Origin of the sequence: Aquimarina sp. MMG015, assembly GCF_018100855.1 — a bacterium.
GTDB classification, from domain to species: domain Bacteria; phylum Bacteroidota; class Bacteroidia; order Flavobacteriales; family Flavobacteriaceae; genus Aquimarina; species Aquimarina latercula.
Window position 1 is genome coordinate 128,140 of sequence record NZ_JAGJEB010000001.1, and the last position, 20,287, is coordinate 148,426.

Below are 20,287 nucleotides of genomic sequence, written 5' to 3' on the forward strand. Positions count from 1 at the left end.
TTGAGCTTTTTCCCAAAAACATATTCAATAAAAAATAATCATACTGTCACAATAAGACAAGCAGTATCTGATGATGCGTCAAATTTATTAAAACTAAAACTTCAATATCTAAAAAATACTGAGACGCTCCCTTTATTCGAAAACGAATATCCAAATGACATTGATCAAGAGAGAGATTTTATAGAAAGGTTTCAGTCAGAGAAAAACAGTATTATTTTGGTAGCCTTATATGATGATGTAATGATCGGAAATATAGATCTCACAGGAAGTTGGCGAAAAAAAATGGAACATACTGGAATGATCGGAATGGGAATTCATACGCAGTGGCAAAATCAAGGCATTGGAACATTATTGCTTCAAAACGCAATAGATTGGGCACATCAAAACGAAATATTAAAAGTAATTTGGTTAGAAGTATATGAAAGTAATCAATCTGGAATTGCTTTATATAAGAAAACTGGCTTTACACAATCAGGTATTATTCCTAATTTCTTTCTAGAAAAAGATGTATATATTGATAAAATTATTATGTACAGAGAGGTATAGCTACTAAAAATCATCTAGATCACGCCTAAAATCATTCTCAAGAGCTTCACCTCACTACTTTTATGTATCTTCGTGTAATTTTTTAATCCAGTACTGATATAAGCATATGATCAAATCAATGACAGGTTTTGGGAAGTCTATCCTTCAACTTCCTACAAAGAAAATTACTATTGAAGTAAAATCTTTAAACAGCAAAAACTTAGACCTAAACGCTAGAATTCCTTCTCAATATCGTGAAAAAGAGCTGGAAATGCGTAAAACCATTGCTAAAACCTTAGAAAGAGGTAAAGTAGACTTTAGTTTATATGTAGAAGTAACTGGAGAAGAAAACTCAACTAAAATTAATGAATCTATTGTAAAAGATTACATGAAACAACTAGGTTCTATCTCTGTTTATGCAAAGCAAGAAGAATTAGAGTTGATAAAAATGGCCGTTCGAATGCCAGATGCTTTAAAAACAGAACGTGCAGAAGTTGACAAAAAGGAATTTGAAGCTATAAAAGGAGGTTTATCTGATGCTCTTAAAGCTATAGAAAACTATAGGCTTGATGAAGGAAAAGCTTTAGAAAAGGATTTTATTACTCGCGTTAAAAACATTGGGGATTTACTTGAAAAAGTAATTGCAATTGATCCAGAACGTATCGAAGTAGTTAGAGAACGTTTACACAAAGCAGTCTCTGAATTAAAGGAACAAGTTGACGAAAATCGTTTTGAACAAGAATTGGTATATTATTTAGAAAAATTTGATATCACAGAAGAAAAAGTACGACTTGCCAACCATTTAGAATACTTTACTACCACTATAAATACTAAAGATTCTAATGGTAAAAAATTAGGATTCATTACACAAGAAATTGGTCGAGAGATTAATACTATTGGAAGTAAATCTAATTATGCTCCAATGCAACAACTGGTAGTTCAGATGAAAGATGAATTAGAAAAAATCAAAGAACAGTTGCTAAATATTTTATAGCGATTTAGGACTATATTTTATAAAAAAGTGGATTTACATAATCCTTTACCCTTCTGGTAAAATTTATATAGATGAAACAAGGAAAACTTATAGTATTGTCTGCACCATCAGGCAGTGGAAAAACTACTTTAGTTAAATATTTACTACATAAAGAAGAATTAAATTTAGATTTTTCTATTTCTGCTGCTTCTAGAGAACCTCGAGGTGCAGAAGTACACGGAAAAGATTATTATTTTCTTTCTTTAAGAGAGTTTAAAGACAAAATCAAAGCAGATGAGTTTTTAGAATGGGAAGAAGTATACCGAGATAATTTTTACGGCACCCTAAAAAAAGAAGTGCAACGTATCTGGGACAAAGGAAAGCATGTAATTTTTGATATTGATGTAGTTGGAGGATTAGATATTAAAAGAATCTATCCTGATCGTACATTAGCTATTTTTGTAAAACCACCAAGTATTGAAGAATTAAAAATTCGCCTTAAAAAACGTAAAACTGAATCAGAAGATAAAATCAATATGCGAGTTGCCAAAGCGTCTACTGAATTAGCTACTGCTCCACAGTTTGATGCTATCGTTACCAATGATGATTTAGAAAAAGCAAAAGCAGAAGTGTTACAACTAGTCAAAAAATTTATTTTAGGATAAATATAGATTTCTAATGAAAAAAATAGGTTTATACTTCGGAACATTTAACCCTATTCATGTGGGTCACTTGGCTATTGCGAATCATATGGCAGAATATTCTGATCTTGATGAAATATGGATGGTCGTAACACCCCATAACCCTTTTAAAAAGAAGAGCTCCCTATTGGATAATAATCATAGATTAGAAATGGTCTATAGAGCTACCGAATCCTATCCTAAACTAAAACCAAGTGATATTGAATTTAAACTACCTCAACCAAATTATACAGTTCACACATTAGCACATCTACAAGAAAAGTATGATAACCATCAATTCAATTTGATTATGGGAGAGGACAACCTTAAAAGCTTCCATAAATGGAAAAACTACGAGGTTATTCTAGAAAATCACAATGTTTATGTATATCCTCGAATTTCTGAAGGCATAACGGATCATCAATTCAAGAATCATATTAAGATTCAAAAAGTCAATGCCCCTATTATGGAAATTTCTTCAACCTTTATACGAAAAGCCATTTCTGAAGACAAAAACATCAGACCACTATTATCCAAAGAAGTGTGGGAATATATTGATGAAATGAATTTCTACAGATAACCTAAAAAATTCTTATGTAAATTAAGAACTACAGAGAATTGATGTGTTCCTATATCAGGAAATGGATTTCCATTAGTTGATATATTGTAACCATAAAATATATTTACATCACCGAAAATACCTAGACCAATCTTAGGGGTAATTACAAAATCATTAGTGTCAAAATTAGTTTGGTATTTTCCCTCTACACCAAGATTTAGTAAAGGGATCATATTTATTTCATATCCTATTTTTACTCCATAAACATCATTACCACTTATGGGAGTCCATTCTATAGCAACATAATAATCGTTAGAAAAAAAACCAACATCACTATAAGTGCAGGTATGTCTTGATAATCCAATTTCTGAATAAAAAGAATTCTGAACACCTGCACCAACTCGTGCCGAAAATCGTTTATAGGTAGTAGAACGAGAATTTGTCCTATACCCCATTTCTGTAATGCTATCTTGAGATTTTGAATTTACTCTTGATTTATCTTGGCCAGAAACAAATGAAATATAAAATAAAGTAATTACAACTAGGAAGAAACCTTTTCTTTCCATAACAACTTATTCCCCAGGAAAATCAGCTTTTCTTTTTTCTAAAAACGCCGTAGTTCCTTCTTTAAAATCCTCTGTTCCAAAGCAATTGCCAAACTCTTTTATTTCTGTTTTAAAACCATTCACACCATCTTCATAAGCCGCATTCACCGCATTAATTGCAGCACCTATAGCTACCGACGAATTTCTCATAATTTTACTTGCCAACTTTTCTGCAAGCGGTAACAATTCTTCTTGTAAAACAACATGATTTACTAATCCATAATTTAAAGCCTGATTAGCATCAATCATTCCTGCTGTCATAATCATTTCCATAGCTCTTCCTTTACCAACCAATTGAGGTAAACGCTGGGTCCCTCCATACCCCGGTATTACCCCTAAAGACACTTCTGGCAATCCCATTTTAGCATTATCGCTTGCAATTCTAAAATGTGCGGACATAGCTAGCTCCAATCCACCACCAAGTGCAAAACCATTTACAGCTGCAATTACCGGTGTTGATAAATTCGCAACAAAATCAAAAAGTAATTCTTGTCCTTTGGCCGCCAATTGACCTCCTTGATCAACAGAAAAATCAGCAAATTCGCTAATATCAGCACCTGCTACAAAAGCTTTTTCTCCGCTTCCGGTTATAATAATTGCTTTCGTTTTAACATCTTTATTTGCATCATCAAACGCATCATGTAATTCCTGAATTGTTTCCTTATTTAATGCATTTAATTTTGATGGACGATTAATGGTAATCGTTGTTATACCACTATTGTGAGTTGTGAGAATATTATTATACATTATTTATATTGTTTATTTATTATTTTAAATCTCTTTCGAAGTACAAATAGAAGTACATTCCCACTCCAAAATCTTCGACATCGGTAGATACCAATCTCCATCCATCTTTAGCATAAAGATCTAATTTTTCCTGAATATCTTTGGAAGAAGATTTTAAGATATGTTCTTTATCCAAGGTAAGTTTTGAATAGTAAATCAAAGATTCTAATTTATACTCTTTCATGATTTTTTCGTTAATATGTTCGTATTACAATTTTGGGAATTTCACTTTAAAAACCGTTCCCTTTCCTTCTTGAGATGTAAAGGTAATACTTCCGTTATACGTTTCCACAATATTTTTAACCATACCCAGTCCTAACCCCATACCACTACTTTTGGTTGTAAATTTGGGTTCGAATATTTTCTTTTTGTTTTCTTCAGTAATCCCAACTCCATTATCAGCAACCGTAATCACAACATCATCTTTTTCTGTAAATACATTTACCATAATTTTCGGAGTATGATCCTCTGATATTGCTTGTATTGCATTTTTTACCAAATTTGTTACCACACGTATTAATTGGGTTCTATCAAACTTGGCAATAATTTCTTCTTTTTCTGATGGAAAAACAATGTAATGTTCATTAAAAATATCCAAAGCCAACCCCACAATTTTTACAACATCCAAAGTTTCACTTTTCTGCGCTGGCATTTGAGCAAAATTAGAAAATGCCGAAGCTATTGAACTCATAGTATCAATTTGTTGGATTAATGTATCACTATATTCTTTTACTTTTTTCTCAATAGTAGGATCGTTAGGATCAAACTTACGCTCAAAACTTTGAACAGTCAATCTCATAGGAGTAAGTGGGTTTTTAATTTCATGAGCTACTTGTTTTGCCATTTCTCTCCAAGCGGCTTCCCGCTCACTTTTAGCCAACATTGCCGCACTTTCTTCTAATTCATCGATCATACTATTATAGGCATTCACAAGTGAATAAATCTCATCACTAGAATCACCTATTCTTATTCTCTTATTACGTTTATCTAAACGGGTCTGATCTATTGTATCAGAAATAGTTTTTAGAGATCTAGTTATGTATTTTGATAAAAAATAAGCTAAAACTATTGCAATTAAAAGCATTAATAAATACACTTGACCTAATCTTGTAAGAGATTCCCATAATTCACGAGAAAAGAAATTATCATCTTCTAAGTATGGTAAATTAAGGATCGCTAAAGGTTTTGATTTATAATCCTTGATATATGTGTAAGAGGATAAAAAATGTTCTCCATTTTTTTCTGAAACTCCTAGGTATCTTTTTTCATATCCACTACCTAAAGTGTCGATAATATGTTGGTTAAGCTGTTTATCAACTGTATCATTAACAAAAGTCTCTTCGGATTTAACCAATAATTTACCAGAAAGACTATAAATATTAATTGGTAATGTATGCTCTTGAGATATTTGATTGATTTTCTTCTTCTCTTTAAAAATTAGAGCAACGTTCTCTTCTGTAACAGGATAGGTAGTACTACTTAATGCATTATTTATAGCTATTTTAATCCGTTCTTCCTTCCTTTCCAATCGCTCACGATGATATTCTTCTGCTTCTTCTTTATATTGATATACAGTAATAGCCGCAACCAATACAGAAGCCAACAGAACTAACACGGTCATAGAAATAAAAATCCTCGTTCTAAGAGAGAGTTTGGTAAGCTTCATAGTATTCTTTGAGACGTAAATATAACAAATATCACACCAAAAAAACTTTAAAACAACGCTAGATTATATCCTAGCTACCTTATGTTTTATAGGAGGTAATTGACTAAATTTACTTAGTTTTGATACTATGGACAATGAGCCTTTACTTTCTATCAAAAACCTAAATGTTTCTTTTTCTTCAGAAAAGAAAGAAATACAGGTACTATATGATATTTCATTTGATATAAAGCCCAACGAAATACTTGGTGTTGTAGGGGAATCCGGTAGTGGGAAATCAGTTACTTCTCTGGCAGTTATGGGATTACTTTCAAAAAAAACAGCAAAAGTTTCTGGTAAAATTTTCTACCGTGATAATGACTTACTTGATTTTGACGATAAAAAATTACGTTCTATCCGTGGCAATGAAATTGCCATGATTTTTCAAGAACCTATGAGTTCTTTAAATCCTTCAATGAAATGTGGCAAGCAGGTTATAGAAATTTTATTACAACATACTAAGTTTACCAAGTCCGAAGCCAAAGAAGAAGTACTCTCTTTGTTCGAAAAAGTAAAACTTCCAGATGGAGTTCGTGCCTATAATTCTTATCCTCATGAACTAAGTGGTGGCCAAAAACAACGTATAATGATTGCCATGGCAATTGCGTGTAAACCGAAACTACTTATTGCCGACGAACCTACTACCGCACTAGATGTTACAGTACAAAAAGAAATCATTAGTTTACTCAAAGAGCTTCAGAAAGAGTACAAAATGAGTATTCTATTTATTTCTCATGATTTATCATTAGTTTCTGAAATTGCTGACAATGTTTTAGTAGTTTATAAAGGAAAAATGGTAGAACAGAATACTACTTCCGAAATCTTTAATAGCCCTCAAAAAGAATACACAAAAGCATTAATTTATGCAAGACCATCTTTAGATATTAGGTATAAAAGATTACCGACCATACAAGATTATCTAAACGATCAAAAAAAAGAAAGACAACAAATTACCAAAACAGACAGAGAAGAGCATCATAAAGAATTATATAGCAACACACCATTGCTAGAAGTAAAAAATGTAGAAAAAACATTTTTCTCTAAAGTTGGTTGGTTTGGTAAAAAGGAGTTCAAAGCAGTTGACGGAGTTAGTTTTTCGTTATACGAAGGTGAAACGCTAGGTCTTGTTGGAGAATCCGGATGTGGAAAATCTACTTTAGGAAATACCATTCTTCAATTGGATAAAGCTGACCAAGGAGAAATTTTATATAAAGGTCAGGATCTAACAGAACTTTCTCCATCATCTATACGAGTTCTAAGAAAAGATATCCAATTGATATTTCAAGATCCATTTGCTTCACTAAACCCTAGAATGACTATTGGTAAGGCAATTATGGAACCCATGAAAGCTCATAAATTATACACTGATGATACTGAACGTAAAAAAGAAACAATTAGCCTCTTAGAAAGAGTTGGACTGGATCCTTCATATTTTAATCGATATCCTCACGAATTTAGTGGCGGGCAGCGTCAAAGGATTGGTATTGCCAGAACCATAGCCCTTCAACCAAAGTTAATCATCTGCGATGAATCTGTAAGTGCTCTTGATATATCAGTTCAGGCTCAAGTTCTTAATTTATTAAATGAATTAAAAGAGAAATTTGGATTTACTTATATATTTATTTCTCATGATCTTGCTGTAGTAAAGTATATGTCAGATCAATTATTGGTTATGAACCAAGGTAAAATTGAAGAACAAGGTGATGCAGATATTATCTACGAAAACCCTAAAAAAGAATACACAAAAAAACTCATCAATGCCATCCCAAAGGGTATTTGATATAATTACCACAACATTTCTTTTTAAGAATTATCATCACCAATGATGTTTACTTATTTGTTTATAAGCACACCAAGTTTTAAATAACAAAACTTAACGTGATGAAAACAAATAGCATAAAAAATATCAAAAAGATAGTCTTAGCAATTGCAATATTATTCTTTATTTCTTGCGAAACCGACATTCCAGAAACTGATACAACTACTCCTACTTTTTCCTTTAATATTTCTGGGGATGGTTTTAATAGAACATTTACTCAAGATGATGATTTTTCTAGCATACAACTTAACTTGCGCACAGATACAACATATGATTTTATCTTTTCGGGAGCGGATACTGGTGGCGTAGAGAGAATCTCTTGGCAATATCCACATGATTACATCGAGTTTTCCGAAGAAATCCCTGCACCTTGGGAAACCACTACGCTTACATTTCTTTCTAGCTCTATCTATTGGAATGGTGATCCTACTAATCCAACAACCGGGAACATCTTAGCAGGAAAATTAGTAACTAATGGAGAATCAATAAGTATCTCATTTTCTTTTCTTGTAAAAGATTTTGGAGGATTAGATGGTTCGTCTAATACTATAGAGAAATCGATGACTATCTATATAGACAATCAAAATACAGAACTTATTTCTTTATAATCTATATTTGGTCAAATATCTTTCTTATCCAAAGACCTATTCAAAAACACTTGAATAGGTCTTTTTAAATCTAAATGTTTACCTCTTGCTATAAACCTACACTAATAGCAAACATTAAACTTAAAATGATGAAAACAACAATGAAATTTTTAACGTATGTAATAATGGCTTTTGCCTTAGTATTAACTTCTTGTGATGGAGAAGATGGAGCAAATGGACTCGATGGAGCCATTGGTCCAGCAGGACAAGATGGAAACGCTAATGTACTTGTAAAAACAGTAGATAATGTAACATGGTCAGCCGGAACCTATCTTGGAGGGGCCGCAAATGAATTTGTTATTACAGATACTGACATTGATCAAGATATATTAGATAATTCGTTAATCCTAGTCTATTTTCAATTATTTGGAGATGACATATGGTTTCCTATGACATATAATTTCCCTTTTTCAGATGGTACAGATGAAGTCATAACATTTACCTACAGTCTCGATACATTGACTATATACGCATTATCATCTTCGGGACCGCTAAACGCACAAATAACAAAACTAAAATATGTTATCATAGAAGGTACAGCAACCAGTAGTGACAATTTTGAAAACTTTGAGGACCTTCAATCTTTCTATAATCTGGACTAGTCAATATAAAGTCGACAGCATAATCCTTTGCTACCCTTTATTTGTACTTTGCAACCTTAATATGCCTTGCATATTAAGGTTTGCTTTTTTAGAATTAATCTAAAATTAATTTTTACACAAGCATCCTATTTTGTAGTTTTAGAACACGAATTATAAATCAACTCACCGATGGGAATTTTTGACGAAATAAAAAAGAAGCTAAGTAATGAATTTATAGATATTGTAGAATGGTTAGACAACACACAGGATACCATTGTACATCGTTTCGAACGTTACCAAAATGAAATAAAAAACGGAGCTCAATTAATCGTAAGAGAAGGGCAAACAGCTGTTTTTATTAACGAAGGTCAATTAGCCGATGTATTTGAGCCTGGAACCTACACTTTAAATACTCAAAACTTGCCAATTTTAACAACATTAAAAGGTTGGAAGTATGGGTTTAATAGCCCGTTTAAAGCAGAAATATATTTTGTGAACACACGTCTTTTTACAGATGAAAAATGGGGTACAAAAAACCCAATAACATTAAATGATGACCGTTTCGGTCTGGTAGAAATTAGAGCCTTTGGAACGTATGCATTTAAAGTCAGTGATCCAGGTAAATTTATAGTAGATATCGTAGGTACAGATGCTAATTTCACGAGTTTTGAAATTAACGAACATCTTAAAAGTTTAATCTCTACTCGTTTTACCGATACTGTCGGAGAGGCTAACTTTCCAATAGAATTATATGCCGCTAACACTACTGAACTATCAGAAACCTGTCAAGAAGTAATGCAACCAGAATTTAATTCTGTTGGTATTTCCTTGGAACGCTTCTTTATAGAGAATGTTTCTATGCCGGAAGATCTGAAAAAAGAAATTTTTGAATATAGTAGAATTGATAAGATTGACCTTGATAAATTAACCAAATTCAAAACTGCCAAAGCGATAGAAGCAGCCGCTGCAAATGAAGGAGGTACCGCAGGAGCAGGAATGGGAATGGGAATGGGATTTGTACTAGCACAACAGATGGGCGGAATGATGAATCCAATGGCAACACAACAACAAGCACAACCTCAGCAATCTGCACCAATTGCTCCACCGCCAATGCCAGTGCAAGTGCAATATTTCTATGCGATAAACGGACAACAAGCCGGACCAGTATCTTTTGATCAGTTAAAATCTTTATTTGCTAATAGAACAGTAAATAAAGATTCTCTAGTATGGAAACAAGGAATGGCAAATTGGTCCGCTATAAAGGATGTAGAAGAGTTAAAATCATTTTTAGGAGGTAATACTCCTCCTCCACTTCCGGGAGCTTAATAAAATAAATATGCTTTTTATCCTTTCTTTCGTTTTACCCGAAAGAAAGGATAGTTTTGTACAACCTCTACTATCATAATTCCTGAATGGAAGAAGAAAAAAAAATATTTTCTGAACAAAAGAAATCTTGTGCTAATTGTGGTGCCGAATTAACCTATAAACCTGGTACCTCTGAAATTAAATGTGATTATTGTGGTCATGAAGAAACCATTGATCAACAAGAAGATGAATTTAAAGAACTTGAGCTAAAACCTTATCTCGAGGAAATGGGATCTCTTTCCCATTCTGAAGAGATTACAATGCTTCATTGTAAAAACTGTGGTGCTAATCAACATATAGAAGAAAATTATAAATCATTACACTGTGTATATTGTACCATGCCTCTAATTATAGAGGATGCATACAAAGAAGATTGGATTCTTCCTGGAGCTGTCCTCCCTTTTCAATTTAATCAAAAAAAATCACATGAAATTTTTACAAAATGGGTAAAGGAATTATGGTTTGCTCCAAATAATCTTAAAAAAGCTGCTTTGGACCCTGAGCATACTAAGGGTCTATACCTTCCCTATTGGACATTTGATGCTCAGTTATACGCGACGTATACAGGACAAAGAGGAGATTATTATTATGTTAGCGTTCCTTACACTAAAACAGTAAACGGAAAAACTGTTAGAGGTACGAGACAAGAACAAAGAACAAGATGGACTCCTGCAAGCGGAAGTGTTAGTGGTTTTGTAGATGATACACTGATAAAAGCATCAAATCAAAGGAAAAACCCAATTCCTTCGAAAATTGCGCATTGGAATCTTAAAGCGTTAGAACCTTTTAATACTAGTTTTTTAGCAGGCTTTGTTACAGAAAAATACACTATACCATTAAAGGATGGTCATTTATCTTCTACCCAAGAAGCAGAAAGAATAGCACGTTCCTGGTCGCGTCACGATATTGGAGGTGATACGCAAAGAGTACATTCTGTAAATATGAGTCTATCAGAAGAAACATTTAAGCATATTTTGCTTCCAGTCTATATTAGCGCCTACCAATATAATGGAAAGAAATATAATTTTTTTGTAAATGGACAAACTGGAAAAATATCTGGAAAAAGACCCTATTCCTTTTGGAAAATATTTTTCTTTGTACTTTTTATAATCGTTCTAATTTTATTAATTATTTGGTTAGCCGACACCTATGGAAATCAACAATAAGAACTATTGTCTATATTCATAACCAACTATCTCATACATAGTTTGATTAAAATTCATACAAGGTTTTTCCTTAATTATAATGAAAATATCCTTACTCAGTTTTGACTTTAAATAAGTAATATCTTTTGATATTCCTTTTCTTAAAGCAAGTATTATTTCTTTATTAATCGAAACCCTATTTACCAAACCCGAACCCGAACCTTTAATTTCTTTAATCTTAACGTTTACTGCAGCTTCTTGGGAAACATCACAAATTAGTTTATTACTATAAAGCTCCATAACCTCAACTGTTAGATGAATGGTATTTGGAGCTATCTGGTTTTGAGTAAATACATTAGGCTTAGGCATATCACCATTGTTAGTATCTCCAAACTTTGGCTTCTCTACCTTTGGCTTTTCGGTTTTGTTTTTCACATTTTCTTGGGCGATACTGTTCGATTTACAAGAAAACAAGATTGCAATCAACCCTATGTACATAAGTTTATTCATAATCTTAATATAAAAAAAGGAGTCAATTATATCAACTCCTTTTTTCTTAATTAATTGTTATTAAAACCTGTAGCTCTATCTCTTAAGTAATTTAACTACAGTATTTGTATTAGTTCCTGAGATTTTCGCATAATACAAACCAGAAGCCAATCTTGATGCATCCCAATTTACGTTCGCATTAGAATTAACATCAGATATTGTATGCACTAAATTACCAGTACTATTAAATATATTAATATCTACATTTTTACTTGATTTAGAGATTGCATCTCCAAAATTAAAGAAGAACGTATTATTAGATGGATTAGGATAAACAGAAATCTCATTTACTAAGTCTAATGTAGTTAACGTAACCTCTAATTCAGGTTCTACTACATCTTCATTAGAACTTATAATATCTCCAAAAATTTGGAATGTTTGATCTAATGGATCTCTTCCTAATGCAACTGTTGTAGCAGTCCAATCTATAGCTCCTGTACCAAAAAGGTTAGCAGGATCTCTAAACTGAGTTACTTCTCCTACAACATTCTCCTGTGATGCCCAAAACCATTGGTTCCCACCATTAAAGGCAAGATTAGTATATATTGATATCCAATACTCTCCACTCTCTAAAGTAACCGCTTCTGGAAGATCTATATTTAAATTTGAAATATTTGGTTCTGAAATAGGAGCAATCTCTCCACTATTATAAACTTCTGCACCAGGAATCCCTCCTTCATTTTCATAAATAACAATACTTACGTTGTTCAATGCAGGACTTCCATTTACAGCACCAAAAGCTACTATCCTATTAATATTCCATGTATTACCCGCTGGAACTGTAAAATCATCAGCAGACTGCGCTAGACCATTAAAATCTAAGAAGTTCTGAGAAGGTATTGTAGATACCTGTGTATTTGTTTGTTCATAGATAGAAGGTTCAGATACTGTAACTGTAAAACCTTCAGCTACTTGTTCTTCTCCCGAAGTAGCAATTAGACCTATTGAAGCTGAACCGATACTATCTGGCGCATATGATAGGGTAAGTGTATTACCTGTTAATGTAGCTGTTACTAATTCTGGGTCAGAATTAGTTAATTCAATATCAATTGGTAATCCTTGAGATTGCACAAATAAACCTGTTATATCTATACTTGTATCTTCACTATTTTCACTAACACCAAAATCATCTAATAAAAAGGCAGTAACCAAATTAGATTCTGGTAATGGATTAGCAGTTACAGGAAAACGAGCACTAAACAATCCACTTCCGTGAGCAGCTACAGCAATAAATCCGTCTTTTCTTGTAACTACTTCATCGGCTACTGAATTACCAATTGCAAAATTTTCTTTTCTCCAAACAGTATTTTGCCCATTTAACCTTCTAGTAGAGTATAAACCAGTACTTGTTGCAGCAAATACTCTTTGTAATCGAGCACCAAATCTACCTGCGCTACTACCTAAAAAAGCAGTACTTCTTACAGAAGGTCCATTACCTGATCCATCCACATTTTCTTCTAAGTTACCACTAATATTTGTCCAAGTATCTCCACCATCTTCTGTAATAAATACACTTGGAATTCCGTAATTAGAATAGGTAACAATTACGCGATCAACATTAGACGGATCGATATTAATATCATTAACAAAACCTCCTGGCAATCCTTTTCCAGTTGAGATATCAATTGCTTGCTGACCGTCTATATTCGCATTATCCATTCTAAATACAATTCCAGAGTTTGTACCATAGTATAATCTATTAGCTACTGGAAATTTTGACACATCTAAAGAAGTAATAGTAGATCCATCAGGAGTTGAAGTGTTCGTAAGATTTACCCAATTCTCTGTTGCATTTGTATTTGTAAATAAAGGCAATCCATCTAGGTCGTTATTTCTCCATATCGTACTTCCTGCCGGCATATACATGATATTATCATTATTAGGGTCAAGAATAAATGGGTTAACAAAAGCAAAACCTGAGGCTCCTGCAGGTTCTACAGCAGAGAATGATTCAAATACTCCTTCTTCGTCAAAATTAAATCTAAACACATTACCTCTCTGAGAAGAAACATAACGCGTTCTACCATTATCCGCAATTGCACTATAAGCTCCATCTCCTCCAAAATCTGATTCCCAAATGGCATCAGAATCCGTGGAATTAGTAAACCAAGTACCATTATCTTGGAATCCAGCTACTAAATCATCTGTATTTGGCTCTGGATCAAATGCTACGTGATATGGTTGTGTTGTAATGTAACCATTGTTTAATGATGTCCAAGCTACTGGTTCTACACCATCATTAGTAGCTGTAATATCTTCTGTAACATAAACTCCACCATCATTTCCTGATAATACTTTATTAGGATTTGAAGGGAAAAATAATAATGCATGTTGATCTGGATGTTGATTTGTATATAGACTTACATTATTTAATGGAGAATATCCAGCTATCCAACTTTCTTGTCCAGTAGGAGTAGTAAATCCTGTAGTAGATCTGTACACATTAGTTCCTGCAACAAATACTAAATTGCTATCTGTAGGATGTACCTTTACTATCATATTATACTCTCCCTGTAGATTTAAATTTCCTACACTTCCACCAATACCAAAAGGCAAGTTTACACTTAAATCAGTCCATGTTCCTGCTGCAAGATCATATCTATTTAATAAAGCTGGAAATCCTCCAGAATTGTTTTGTGTAAGAAAATACACAGTATTCTCATTAGAAGGATCAATTCCCATAACAGTTCTTCCATACGCAGGTACAAATCCTTCTGGTGTGATATTTGTCCAAGTGTCTCCATCTGTAGAAGTAAAGAATCCAGCTGTTGGATCAGTATCAGAGTCCACTGTAGCATATATTTGACCTGTAGAAGAAATTGCTACTTCCGCTTTACTATCAAAACCACCAGTTAAAACTTCTGTAAATGAATTTCCTCCATCTTGAGATCTTTGAATACCAGTAATTGTACCTAAATAAATATCTCCGTTGGTAGGATCAATAGCTATCGAATTAATTAAATCAAAAGGTTCATTTGTATTAAATATACCAACATCAGGATTTGCTGTAGCTCGCAATAGTTCGAAAGTACGTCCACCATCTCTAGATTTGTATACTCCACTACCTTGATAGAATGCTCCTCCTGCACTTGCAGAATTTCCGTAACGTTCTCCAGAAATGTAATACCAAGTAAAGCTATGTCTTGGTCTCGGATCTTGTACAATTCCTGTAATACTAGGATCTTGGAAAGATCTCGTAACTTTTCTCCAAGTTTCTCCAGCATTCTCCGTTCTCCATAATCCTCCAGATACTCCACCTGCTAAGATTACATTTTCATTTCTGCTATCAATTGCTAACGCACGAGTTCTACCTCCTACGTTGTACGGCCCTCTATTTTTCCAAAAAGAGAACCTACCTGATTTAGCAGCAGTTTGTATCGATTTTTGTGATTCATCACTTAAATTGATCTTTTCTGAGAACTGAACCTCTGCTTTTCTAATTCCATCTGGTATTTTACCTGTAGCAGGGTTTTTTAATCTCATCAAGTCAAATTGTGATCTTTCTATAGCATTATCCGCTTGTCTTTCTAGAGGAGTTTTAGCATCAGTAGATCCTTTTTTACTATCAAACATTTTTGTTTGCTTATACAATTGATGGCCTTTATTAGGTTTTTCATCAGCTGTAGTCTTTAATTGTTGTGTTTGTGAGGTTGCAGAGAAGGTTGCTAAAGCCATTGCGCAAACACAAAAACCTCTTTTGAGGTGTTGTAGAGTTGAATTCATATTTAAGTTAATTTTGTGTGAATACCAAAACTAACTCATTGGAGCTAAAACATTTGTTAAAATATTATCAAAATATAATACTATCTTGTTAATTTGGTTGAAGAATGATTTCTCTGCTTTGTGTAATTACATGACAAATATCTTTATCAACTATTATTGGTATGGTAGAAGTAAATGTCTCGTAATTATTGCCACTTACAGTAATTACATAGTTCCCTGTTCTCTCAAAAGCGCCAACAAATGAATTTGTGTTTTCAAAATTTACTAATGTTTCGGTATAATCACCATCCGTAGCAATCACAGTAATTCCTGAAATTAAAAAAGAATCATTTATTGTTGCGTCTTTTATTGTAATATCTAAACCTGCTCTAAGCTCATCTGTACAGAATACCGGATCTAGTGTATCTTGTTCGTCTAGGTTACACCCGGTACAAATTACTAATAATATAAGTACTAATTTCTTCATATTCCTTTGCATATTTATTAAGAAGATGCAATTTAAACCATCTGGTTGCGTCTTCATTTCCGCGAATATATATAATCTATTTGATTCTTGTTCACTTTAGTAAGTTTGCAGATGATGAATAAAGTACTGCTAAGATCTATAAAAAAGTAATAAGGCGTCTATTTTTAAAAAAATAGACGCCTTATTAAAAAATATAATTTCAACTATTATAAATCAAACTTAATACCTTGTGCAAGAGGTAATTCTGTTGTATAATTTATAGTGTTTGTTTGTCTACGCATATATACTTTCCAAGCATCAGAACCAGATTCTCTTCCTCCTCCAGTTTCTTTCTCTCCTCCAAAAGCACCTCCAATTTCGGCACCAGAGGTTCCAATATTTACATTAGCAATTCCACAATCCGATCCTGCATGAGACAAGAATCTTTCTGCTTCGCGTAAATTATTAGTCATTATTGCTGAAGATAATCCCTGAGCAACACCATTCTGAACCTCAATTGCATTTTCTACATCACCACTATATTTTAATAAATATAAAACTGGAGCAAATGTTTCGTGTTGAACAATTTCGAAAGAATTATCAGCCTCAGCGATTGCAGGTTTTACATAACATCCACTTTCATATCCTTCTCCAGAAAGAACACCACCATCTACTACAATGTTTCCTCCTTCTTTTACTACTTTTTCCAAAGCATTTTGGTATCCACTTACAGCATCTTTATCAATAAGGGGGCCTACATGGTTATTTTCGTCTAAAGGATTTCCAATACGCAATTGCTTATAAGCGTCTACGACAGCATTTTTTACTTTATCATAAATTGAATCATGTATAATCAATCTTCTTGTAGAAGTACAGCGCTGTCCTGCTGTTCCAACAGCACCAAAAACAGCACCAATCACGGTCATTTTAATATCAGCGTCCGGGGTTACAATAATCGCATTATTTCCTCCAAGCTCTAATAATGATTTCCCTAAACGTTCTCCAACTGTAGCTCCAACAATTTTACCCATTCTGGTAGATCCTGTCGCAGAAATTAACGGAATTCGTTTATCAGTAGTCATCATTTCTCCTACTTTATAATCTCCGTTAATAAGACAAGAAACTCCTTCTGGAATATCATTTTCTTTTAAAACTTTAGCTATTATATTTTGACAAGCAATACCACAAAGCGGTGTTTTCTCACTTGGTTTCCAAACACAAACATCCCCGCATATCCAAGCTAAAGCTGTATTCCAAGCCCAAACAGCCACAGGGAAGTTAAAAGCAGAAATAATACCTACTATTCCTAATGGATGATACTGTTCATACATTCTATGCCCAGGTCGCTCTGAATGCATGGTTAATCCATGTAATTGTCTAGATAAACCAACAGCAAAATCACAGATATCAATCATCTCCTGAACTTCTCCCAGTCCTTCTTGATAAGATTTACCCATCTCATAGGAAACTAATTTACCAAGAGGCTCTTTTAAAACCCTTAATTCTTCTCCAAACTGTCTAACAATCTCTCCTCTAAGCGGAGCAGGCATTAACTTCCAAGATTTAAAAGCCGATTGAGCCTTTTCTATTACTTTCTCATAATCATTATTTGTGGTAGTAGTGACTTTTCCTATTAAGTTACCATCTACTGGAGAAAAAGATGAAATTTCATCACCATTAGAAAACCAATCAGAACCTGTAGAAGTTCCTTTATTAAGATCAGAAACACCTAATTGCTTTAATGCTTCTTCTATTCCAAAATCTGTTGCTATAGCTGCCATATTTTTTGAATTATATTTTTAGAGACCGTAAAGATACTGCGTTTTGAAGATATATTAAATTTTGACCCGTTATATTGATAATTTTGAATAATATTCTAAAAAAACCTTATTAAAAAAATCAATCTTCTATTAAAATTAAAAGTTTCAAATTAAATTGACTCTTTATGGTTCTGTAACAAATCTCTTATCTACTGGCATTTCTGCACCACAATTATTACAAGTTCTTAACGATTGACTACCATAAAAATGTTTAAAATGTTTAAGAAAATCCTTTTCAATATCATTTAGCTTAAAGTAAACCTCGTGTAATTTAGTATTACAATTATCACAAAACCATAATAATCCATCTTCAGCCTCTAAATCAACACGTTTTCTTTCTATTACCAAGCCTATAGATCCCTCGTGACGTACTGGAGAATGGGGAACTTTTGCAGGATGCAAGTACATATCCCCTGGTCCTAATTTCATAGTTTCTTTTTTACCATTCTCTTGTATATGAACTTCTATCTCGCCTTCTAATTGGTAAAATAGCTCTTCTGTTTCATTATAATGATAATCCTTTCTTGCATTGGGACCAGCAACAATCATTACGATGTAATCTCCCGCATCTTTGTATAAATTTTTATTACCTACAGGAGGCTTAAGTGTATCTCTATTTTCTTTTATCCATTTATCAAGATTAAAAGGTTTTCGAATTCCCATATTTATATCAATTTGAAACATAAAATTAAGCAAATCACTTGAAATCTTTATAAAAACCAAAGTAATCTTCTCTAAAAAAGCAAAAGCGAACCTAAGTTCGCTTTTGTAAAGTTTAACAACCAGTTTCTTCATATTCTGTACTCCCATCAATTGGACAAGGATCAGAACAAGATTGTGTAATTAAAATTGGGAAAGGGCTATTTCCTGGTCTAAAAACACACGCACAACATTCATCAAAAAAAGGAAAGCCTCCTCCTTGAATAGATTGTTGTTCCGTCTTACTCAATTTTTTGCTGTTGTCGATGTTTAAGATTTTTTTAAGCATATGATTAATTTGATTTGTTGAATTATTAAAGTTAGGGAATAATACACCAAATCAATAGTTTTTAAACAGAACACATCCTCATTTTGATCAAAATGAGCACTTATTATCAAGTGTTTATGATTTATTTAGCACGCTAGGTTACAAGGGAATATTCTTTAGTTCTTATATCAATTGAAATATCTTGCTACTAAAAAGAAATCGCCCAGACAAGATTTCTCTTGTAGAGCGATTTCCAACTAAATAACCAACCAAAAAAATTTATATCGTCTAGTGCGACTTATTTTATTTTGTAAGCTTCATAAAATCAGCTTTTTTTAATCTTCTTTTGTCATTCTGAGATGGTTTTCCATCTTTAGAACTCTTAAATTGAAGGTATCCTCTACCCACAAATTCATAAATTGTTCCAGAAGCAGGATGTAATAATTCTATCTTACTATCATTTATAACGGTTAACTCGAAATATTCATTGCCCAAATAATCGTAATCAAGTGTTAAATTTTTCATATAGAAATTATTAGGCACATCATCTACCGCATAATAGCCACTATAATCGTAGTATATATCATTGATATTAGACACATTAACGTCTTCAGAACTTTTAAAATTATCACCTAATCCATAATATAAAAATTGTAAATAATTTTCGTTATCAAACTCATTTAGTGCTCCAAAATCACTTGTATACACTTTTTCCCAAGTAACATATTCATGTAAGAAGTAATGTATGTTATCATAAAACACTCTATCATAATCAAACGTATTTCTTTGATACCCTATTAGATAATAACTAGTATTAGTAACTCCATCATATAATCTAATTTCATTATTTCCATATTGAGTGACATCAAGACTATATACACCATCAATATCATGACTAATATCGACCTCCATTCTAAACGTATTATAATACCCAACATCCAATCCAAAACCATTTCCATTACTCCCAATTCCTACTAAGTTATTATTAGCATAAAAGGTTCCATTCTTAAAGGAAACGGTAAACGCTTTCTGAAGAAAAGGAATTTCCCCATTACCTTGTGTACGTTCTATATCCACGTACCAGATTTCATATGTATTTAATAGTTCGTTTAATGTAATTGCAGGTTCTTCAATAAAAACATCATCTTCTACTACTACTTCTGTTACACAAGAAGTTAGAAGCATTGAACTAATCATAAAAGCCGAAAGTAATTTTAAAGTCTTCATAAGCTAAGTGTTTTTCAATTTTATCTGCTCTTTTTATTGTTTTTCAATTGTCAGATAGGATTCGCCATAGAACATTTAGTTTTGCACCAACATATTGTAATGGCTCATTTCATAATCTAGAAACCAAAACGTGTGCCAAAAACTCATTTAACTGGTTATCAAGTGTTTA

Annotated in this window: 20 protein-coding genes; 9 read left to right on the top strand and 11 right to left on the bottom strand. The window is 32.8% G+C overall.

The window, feature by feature from the left end:
• The 4 genes from J8L88_RS00590 (at nt 1) to nadD (ending at nt 2,758) form a co-directional block, all read left to right on the top strand.
• Entirely contained in the window at nt 1-546 is a 546-nt protein-coding gene (locus J8L88_RS00590; protein WP_211059668.1) for a GNAT family N-acetyltransferase, read from the top strand.
• Between the two features lie 106 nt (nt 547-652).
• The gene (locus tag J8L88_RS00595) at nt 653-1,519 is read left to right on the top strand and encodes a YicC/YloC family endoribonuclease (RefSeq protein ID WP_118388510.1); all 867 of its coding nucleotides are present in this window, start codon (nt 653-655) and stop codon (nt 1,517-1,519) included.
• A gap of 71 nt (nt 1,520-1,590) precedes the next feature.
• Nucleotides 1,591-2,163, top strand: a complete 573-nt coding sequence (gene gmk, locus J8L88_RS00600; RefSeq protein WP_027394377.1) for a guanylate kinase — start codon at nt 1,591-1,593, stop codon at nt 2,161-2,163.
• Between the two features lie 13 nt (nt 2,164-2,176).
• Nucleotides 2,177-2,758, top strand: coding sequence for a nicotinate (nicotinamide) nucleotide adenylyltransferase (gene nadD, locus J8L88_RS00605; RefSeq protein ID WP_027394378.1), 582 nt, complete (start codon nt 2,177-2,179; stop codon nt 2,756-2,758).
• Here nadD and J8L88_RS00610 read toward each other — a convergent pair.
• The 4 genes from J8L88_RS00610 to J8L88_RS00625 are packed head-to-tail and all read right to left on the bottom strand — an operon-like array spanning nt 2,749 to nt 5,794.
• The gene (locus J8L88_RS00610) at nt 2,749-3,303 is read right to left on the bottom strand and encodes a hypothetical protein (RefSeq protein ID WP_118388505.1); all 555 of its coding nucleotides are present in this window, start codon (nt 3,301-3,303) and stop codon (nt 2,749-2,751) included. The two genes, nadD and J8L88_RS00610, sit on opposite strands and share 10 nt — an antisense overlap.
• Before the next feature lie 6 nt (nt 3,304-3,309).
• Nucleotides 3,310-4,092 carry an enoyl-CoA hydratase-related protein gene (locus J8L88_RS00615; RefSeq protein WP_211059934.1) on the bottom strand — a complete coding sequence of 261 codons (783 nt, stop codon included), beginning with the start codon at nt 4,090-4,092 and terminating at the stop codon, nt 3,310-3,312.
• 16 nt (nt 4,093-4,108) lie between these two features.
• Nucleotides 4,109-4,312 carry a DUF4177 domain-containing protein gene (locus tag J8L88_RS00620; protein WP_118388501.1) on the bottom strand — a complete coding sequence of 68 codons (204 nt, stop codon included), beginning with the start codon at nt 4,310-4,312 and terminating at the stop codon, nt 4,109-4,111.
• A gap of 24 nt (nt 4,313-4,336) precedes the next feature.
• Nucleotides 4,337-5,794: a PAS domain-containing sensor histidine kinase gene (locus J8L88_RS00625; RefSeq protein ID WP_211059669.1), complete on the bottom strand. Its 1,458-nt coding sequence runs from the start codon at nt 5,792-5,794 to the stop codon at nt 4,337-4,339.
• Between the two features lie 127 nt (nt 5,795-5,921).
• Between J8L88_RS00625 and J8L88_RS00630 the strand changes: the two genes are divergently transcribed.
• From J8L88_RS00630 to J8L88_RS00650, 5 genes are all read left to right on the top strand, one after another.
• A complete protein-coding gene (locus tag J8L88_RS00630) occupies nt 5,922-7,610 on the top strand; it encodes an ABC transporter ATP-binding protein (RefSeq protein ID WP_211059670.1) in 1,689 nt (562 codons plus the stop codon).
• A gap of 101 nt (nt 7,611-7,711) precedes the next feature.
• On the top strand, nt 7,712-8,257 hold the full coding sequence (locus J8L88_RS00635; RefSeq protein WP_027394384.1) for a hypothetical protein: 546 nt from the start codon (nt 7,712-7,714) through the stop codon (nt 8,255-8,257).
• A 140-nt stretch (nt 8,258-8,397) separates the two neighbouring features.
• On the top strand, nt 8,398-8,898 hold the full coding sequence (locus tag J8L88_RS00640) for a hypothetical protein (RefSeq protein WP_147404065.1): 501 nt from the start codon (nt 8,398-8,400) through the stop codon (nt 8,896-8,898).
• Between the two features lie 168 nt (nt 8,899-9,066).
• Nucleotides 9,067-10,203, top strand: coding sequence for an SPFH domain-containing protein (locus J8L88_RS00645; protein WP_027394386.1), 1,137 nt, complete (start codon nt 9,067-9,069; stop codon nt 10,201-10,203).
• A gap of 86 nt (nt 10,204-10,289) precedes the next feature.
• Nucleotides 10,290-11,408, top strand: coding sequence for a DNA helicase PriA (locus tag J8L88_RS00650; RefSeq protein WP_211059671.1), 1,119 nt, complete (start codon nt 10,290-10,292; stop codon nt 11,406-11,408).
• Nucleotides 11,409-11,411: 3 nt separating this feature from the next.
• Here J8L88_RS00650 and J8L88_RS00655 read toward each other — a convergent pair whose 3' ends face one another.
• The 7 genes from J8L88_RS00655 to J8L88_RS00685 all read right to left on the bottom strand — a co-directional run bounded on the left by J8L88_RS00655 (nt 11,412) and on the right by J8L88_RS00685 (nt 20,118).
• Nucleotides 11,412-11,897, bottom strand: coding sequence for a hypothetical protein (locus tag J8L88_RS00655; RefSeq protein ID WP_211059672.1), 486 nt, complete (start codon nt 11,895-11,897; stop codon nt 11,412-11,414).
• Between the two features lie 75 nt (nt 11,898-11,972).
• Entirely contained in the window at nt 11,973-15,659 is a 3,687-nt protein-coding gene (locus J8L88_RS00660; protein WP_211059673.1) for a T9SS type A sorting domain-containing protein, read from the bottom strand.
• Nucleotides 15,660-15,747: 88 nt separating this feature from the next.
• Entirely contained in the window at nt 15,748-16,125 is a 378-nt protein-coding gene (locus J8L88_RS00665; protein WP_211059674.1) for a hypothetical protein, read from the bottom strand.
• A gap of 206 nt (nt 16,126-16,331) precedes the next feature.
• Nucleotides 16,332-17,885, bottom strand: coding sequence for an aldehyde dehydrogenase family protein (locus J8L88_RS00670; RefSeq protein ID WP_027394390.1), 1,554 nt, complete (start codon nt 17,883-17,885; stop codon nt 16,332-16,334).
• Between the two features lie 162 nt (nt 17,886-18,047).
• Entirely contained in the window at nt 18,048-18,587 is a 540-nt protein-coding gene (locus J8L88_RS00675; RefSeq protein WP_027394391.1) for a 3-hydroxyanthranilate 3,4-dioxygenase, read from the bottom strand.
• Between the two features lie 112 nt (nt 18,588-18,699).
• Nucleotides 18,700-18,912: a hypothetical protein gene (locus tag J8L88_RS00680; RefSeq protein ID WP_027394392.1), complete on the bottom strand. Its 213-nt coding sequence runs from the start codon at nt 18,910-18,912 to the stop codon at nt 18,700-18,702.
• A 282-nt stretch (nt 18,913-19,194) separates the two neighbouring features.
• On the bottom strand, nt 19,195-20,118 hold the full coding sequence (locus tag J8L88_RS00685) for a nicotinic acid mononucleotide adenyltransferase (protein ID WP_211059675.1): 924 nt from the start codon (nt 20,116-20,118) through the stop codon (nt 19,195-19,197).
• Between the last annotated feature and the right edge of the window lie 169 nt (nt 20,119-20,287).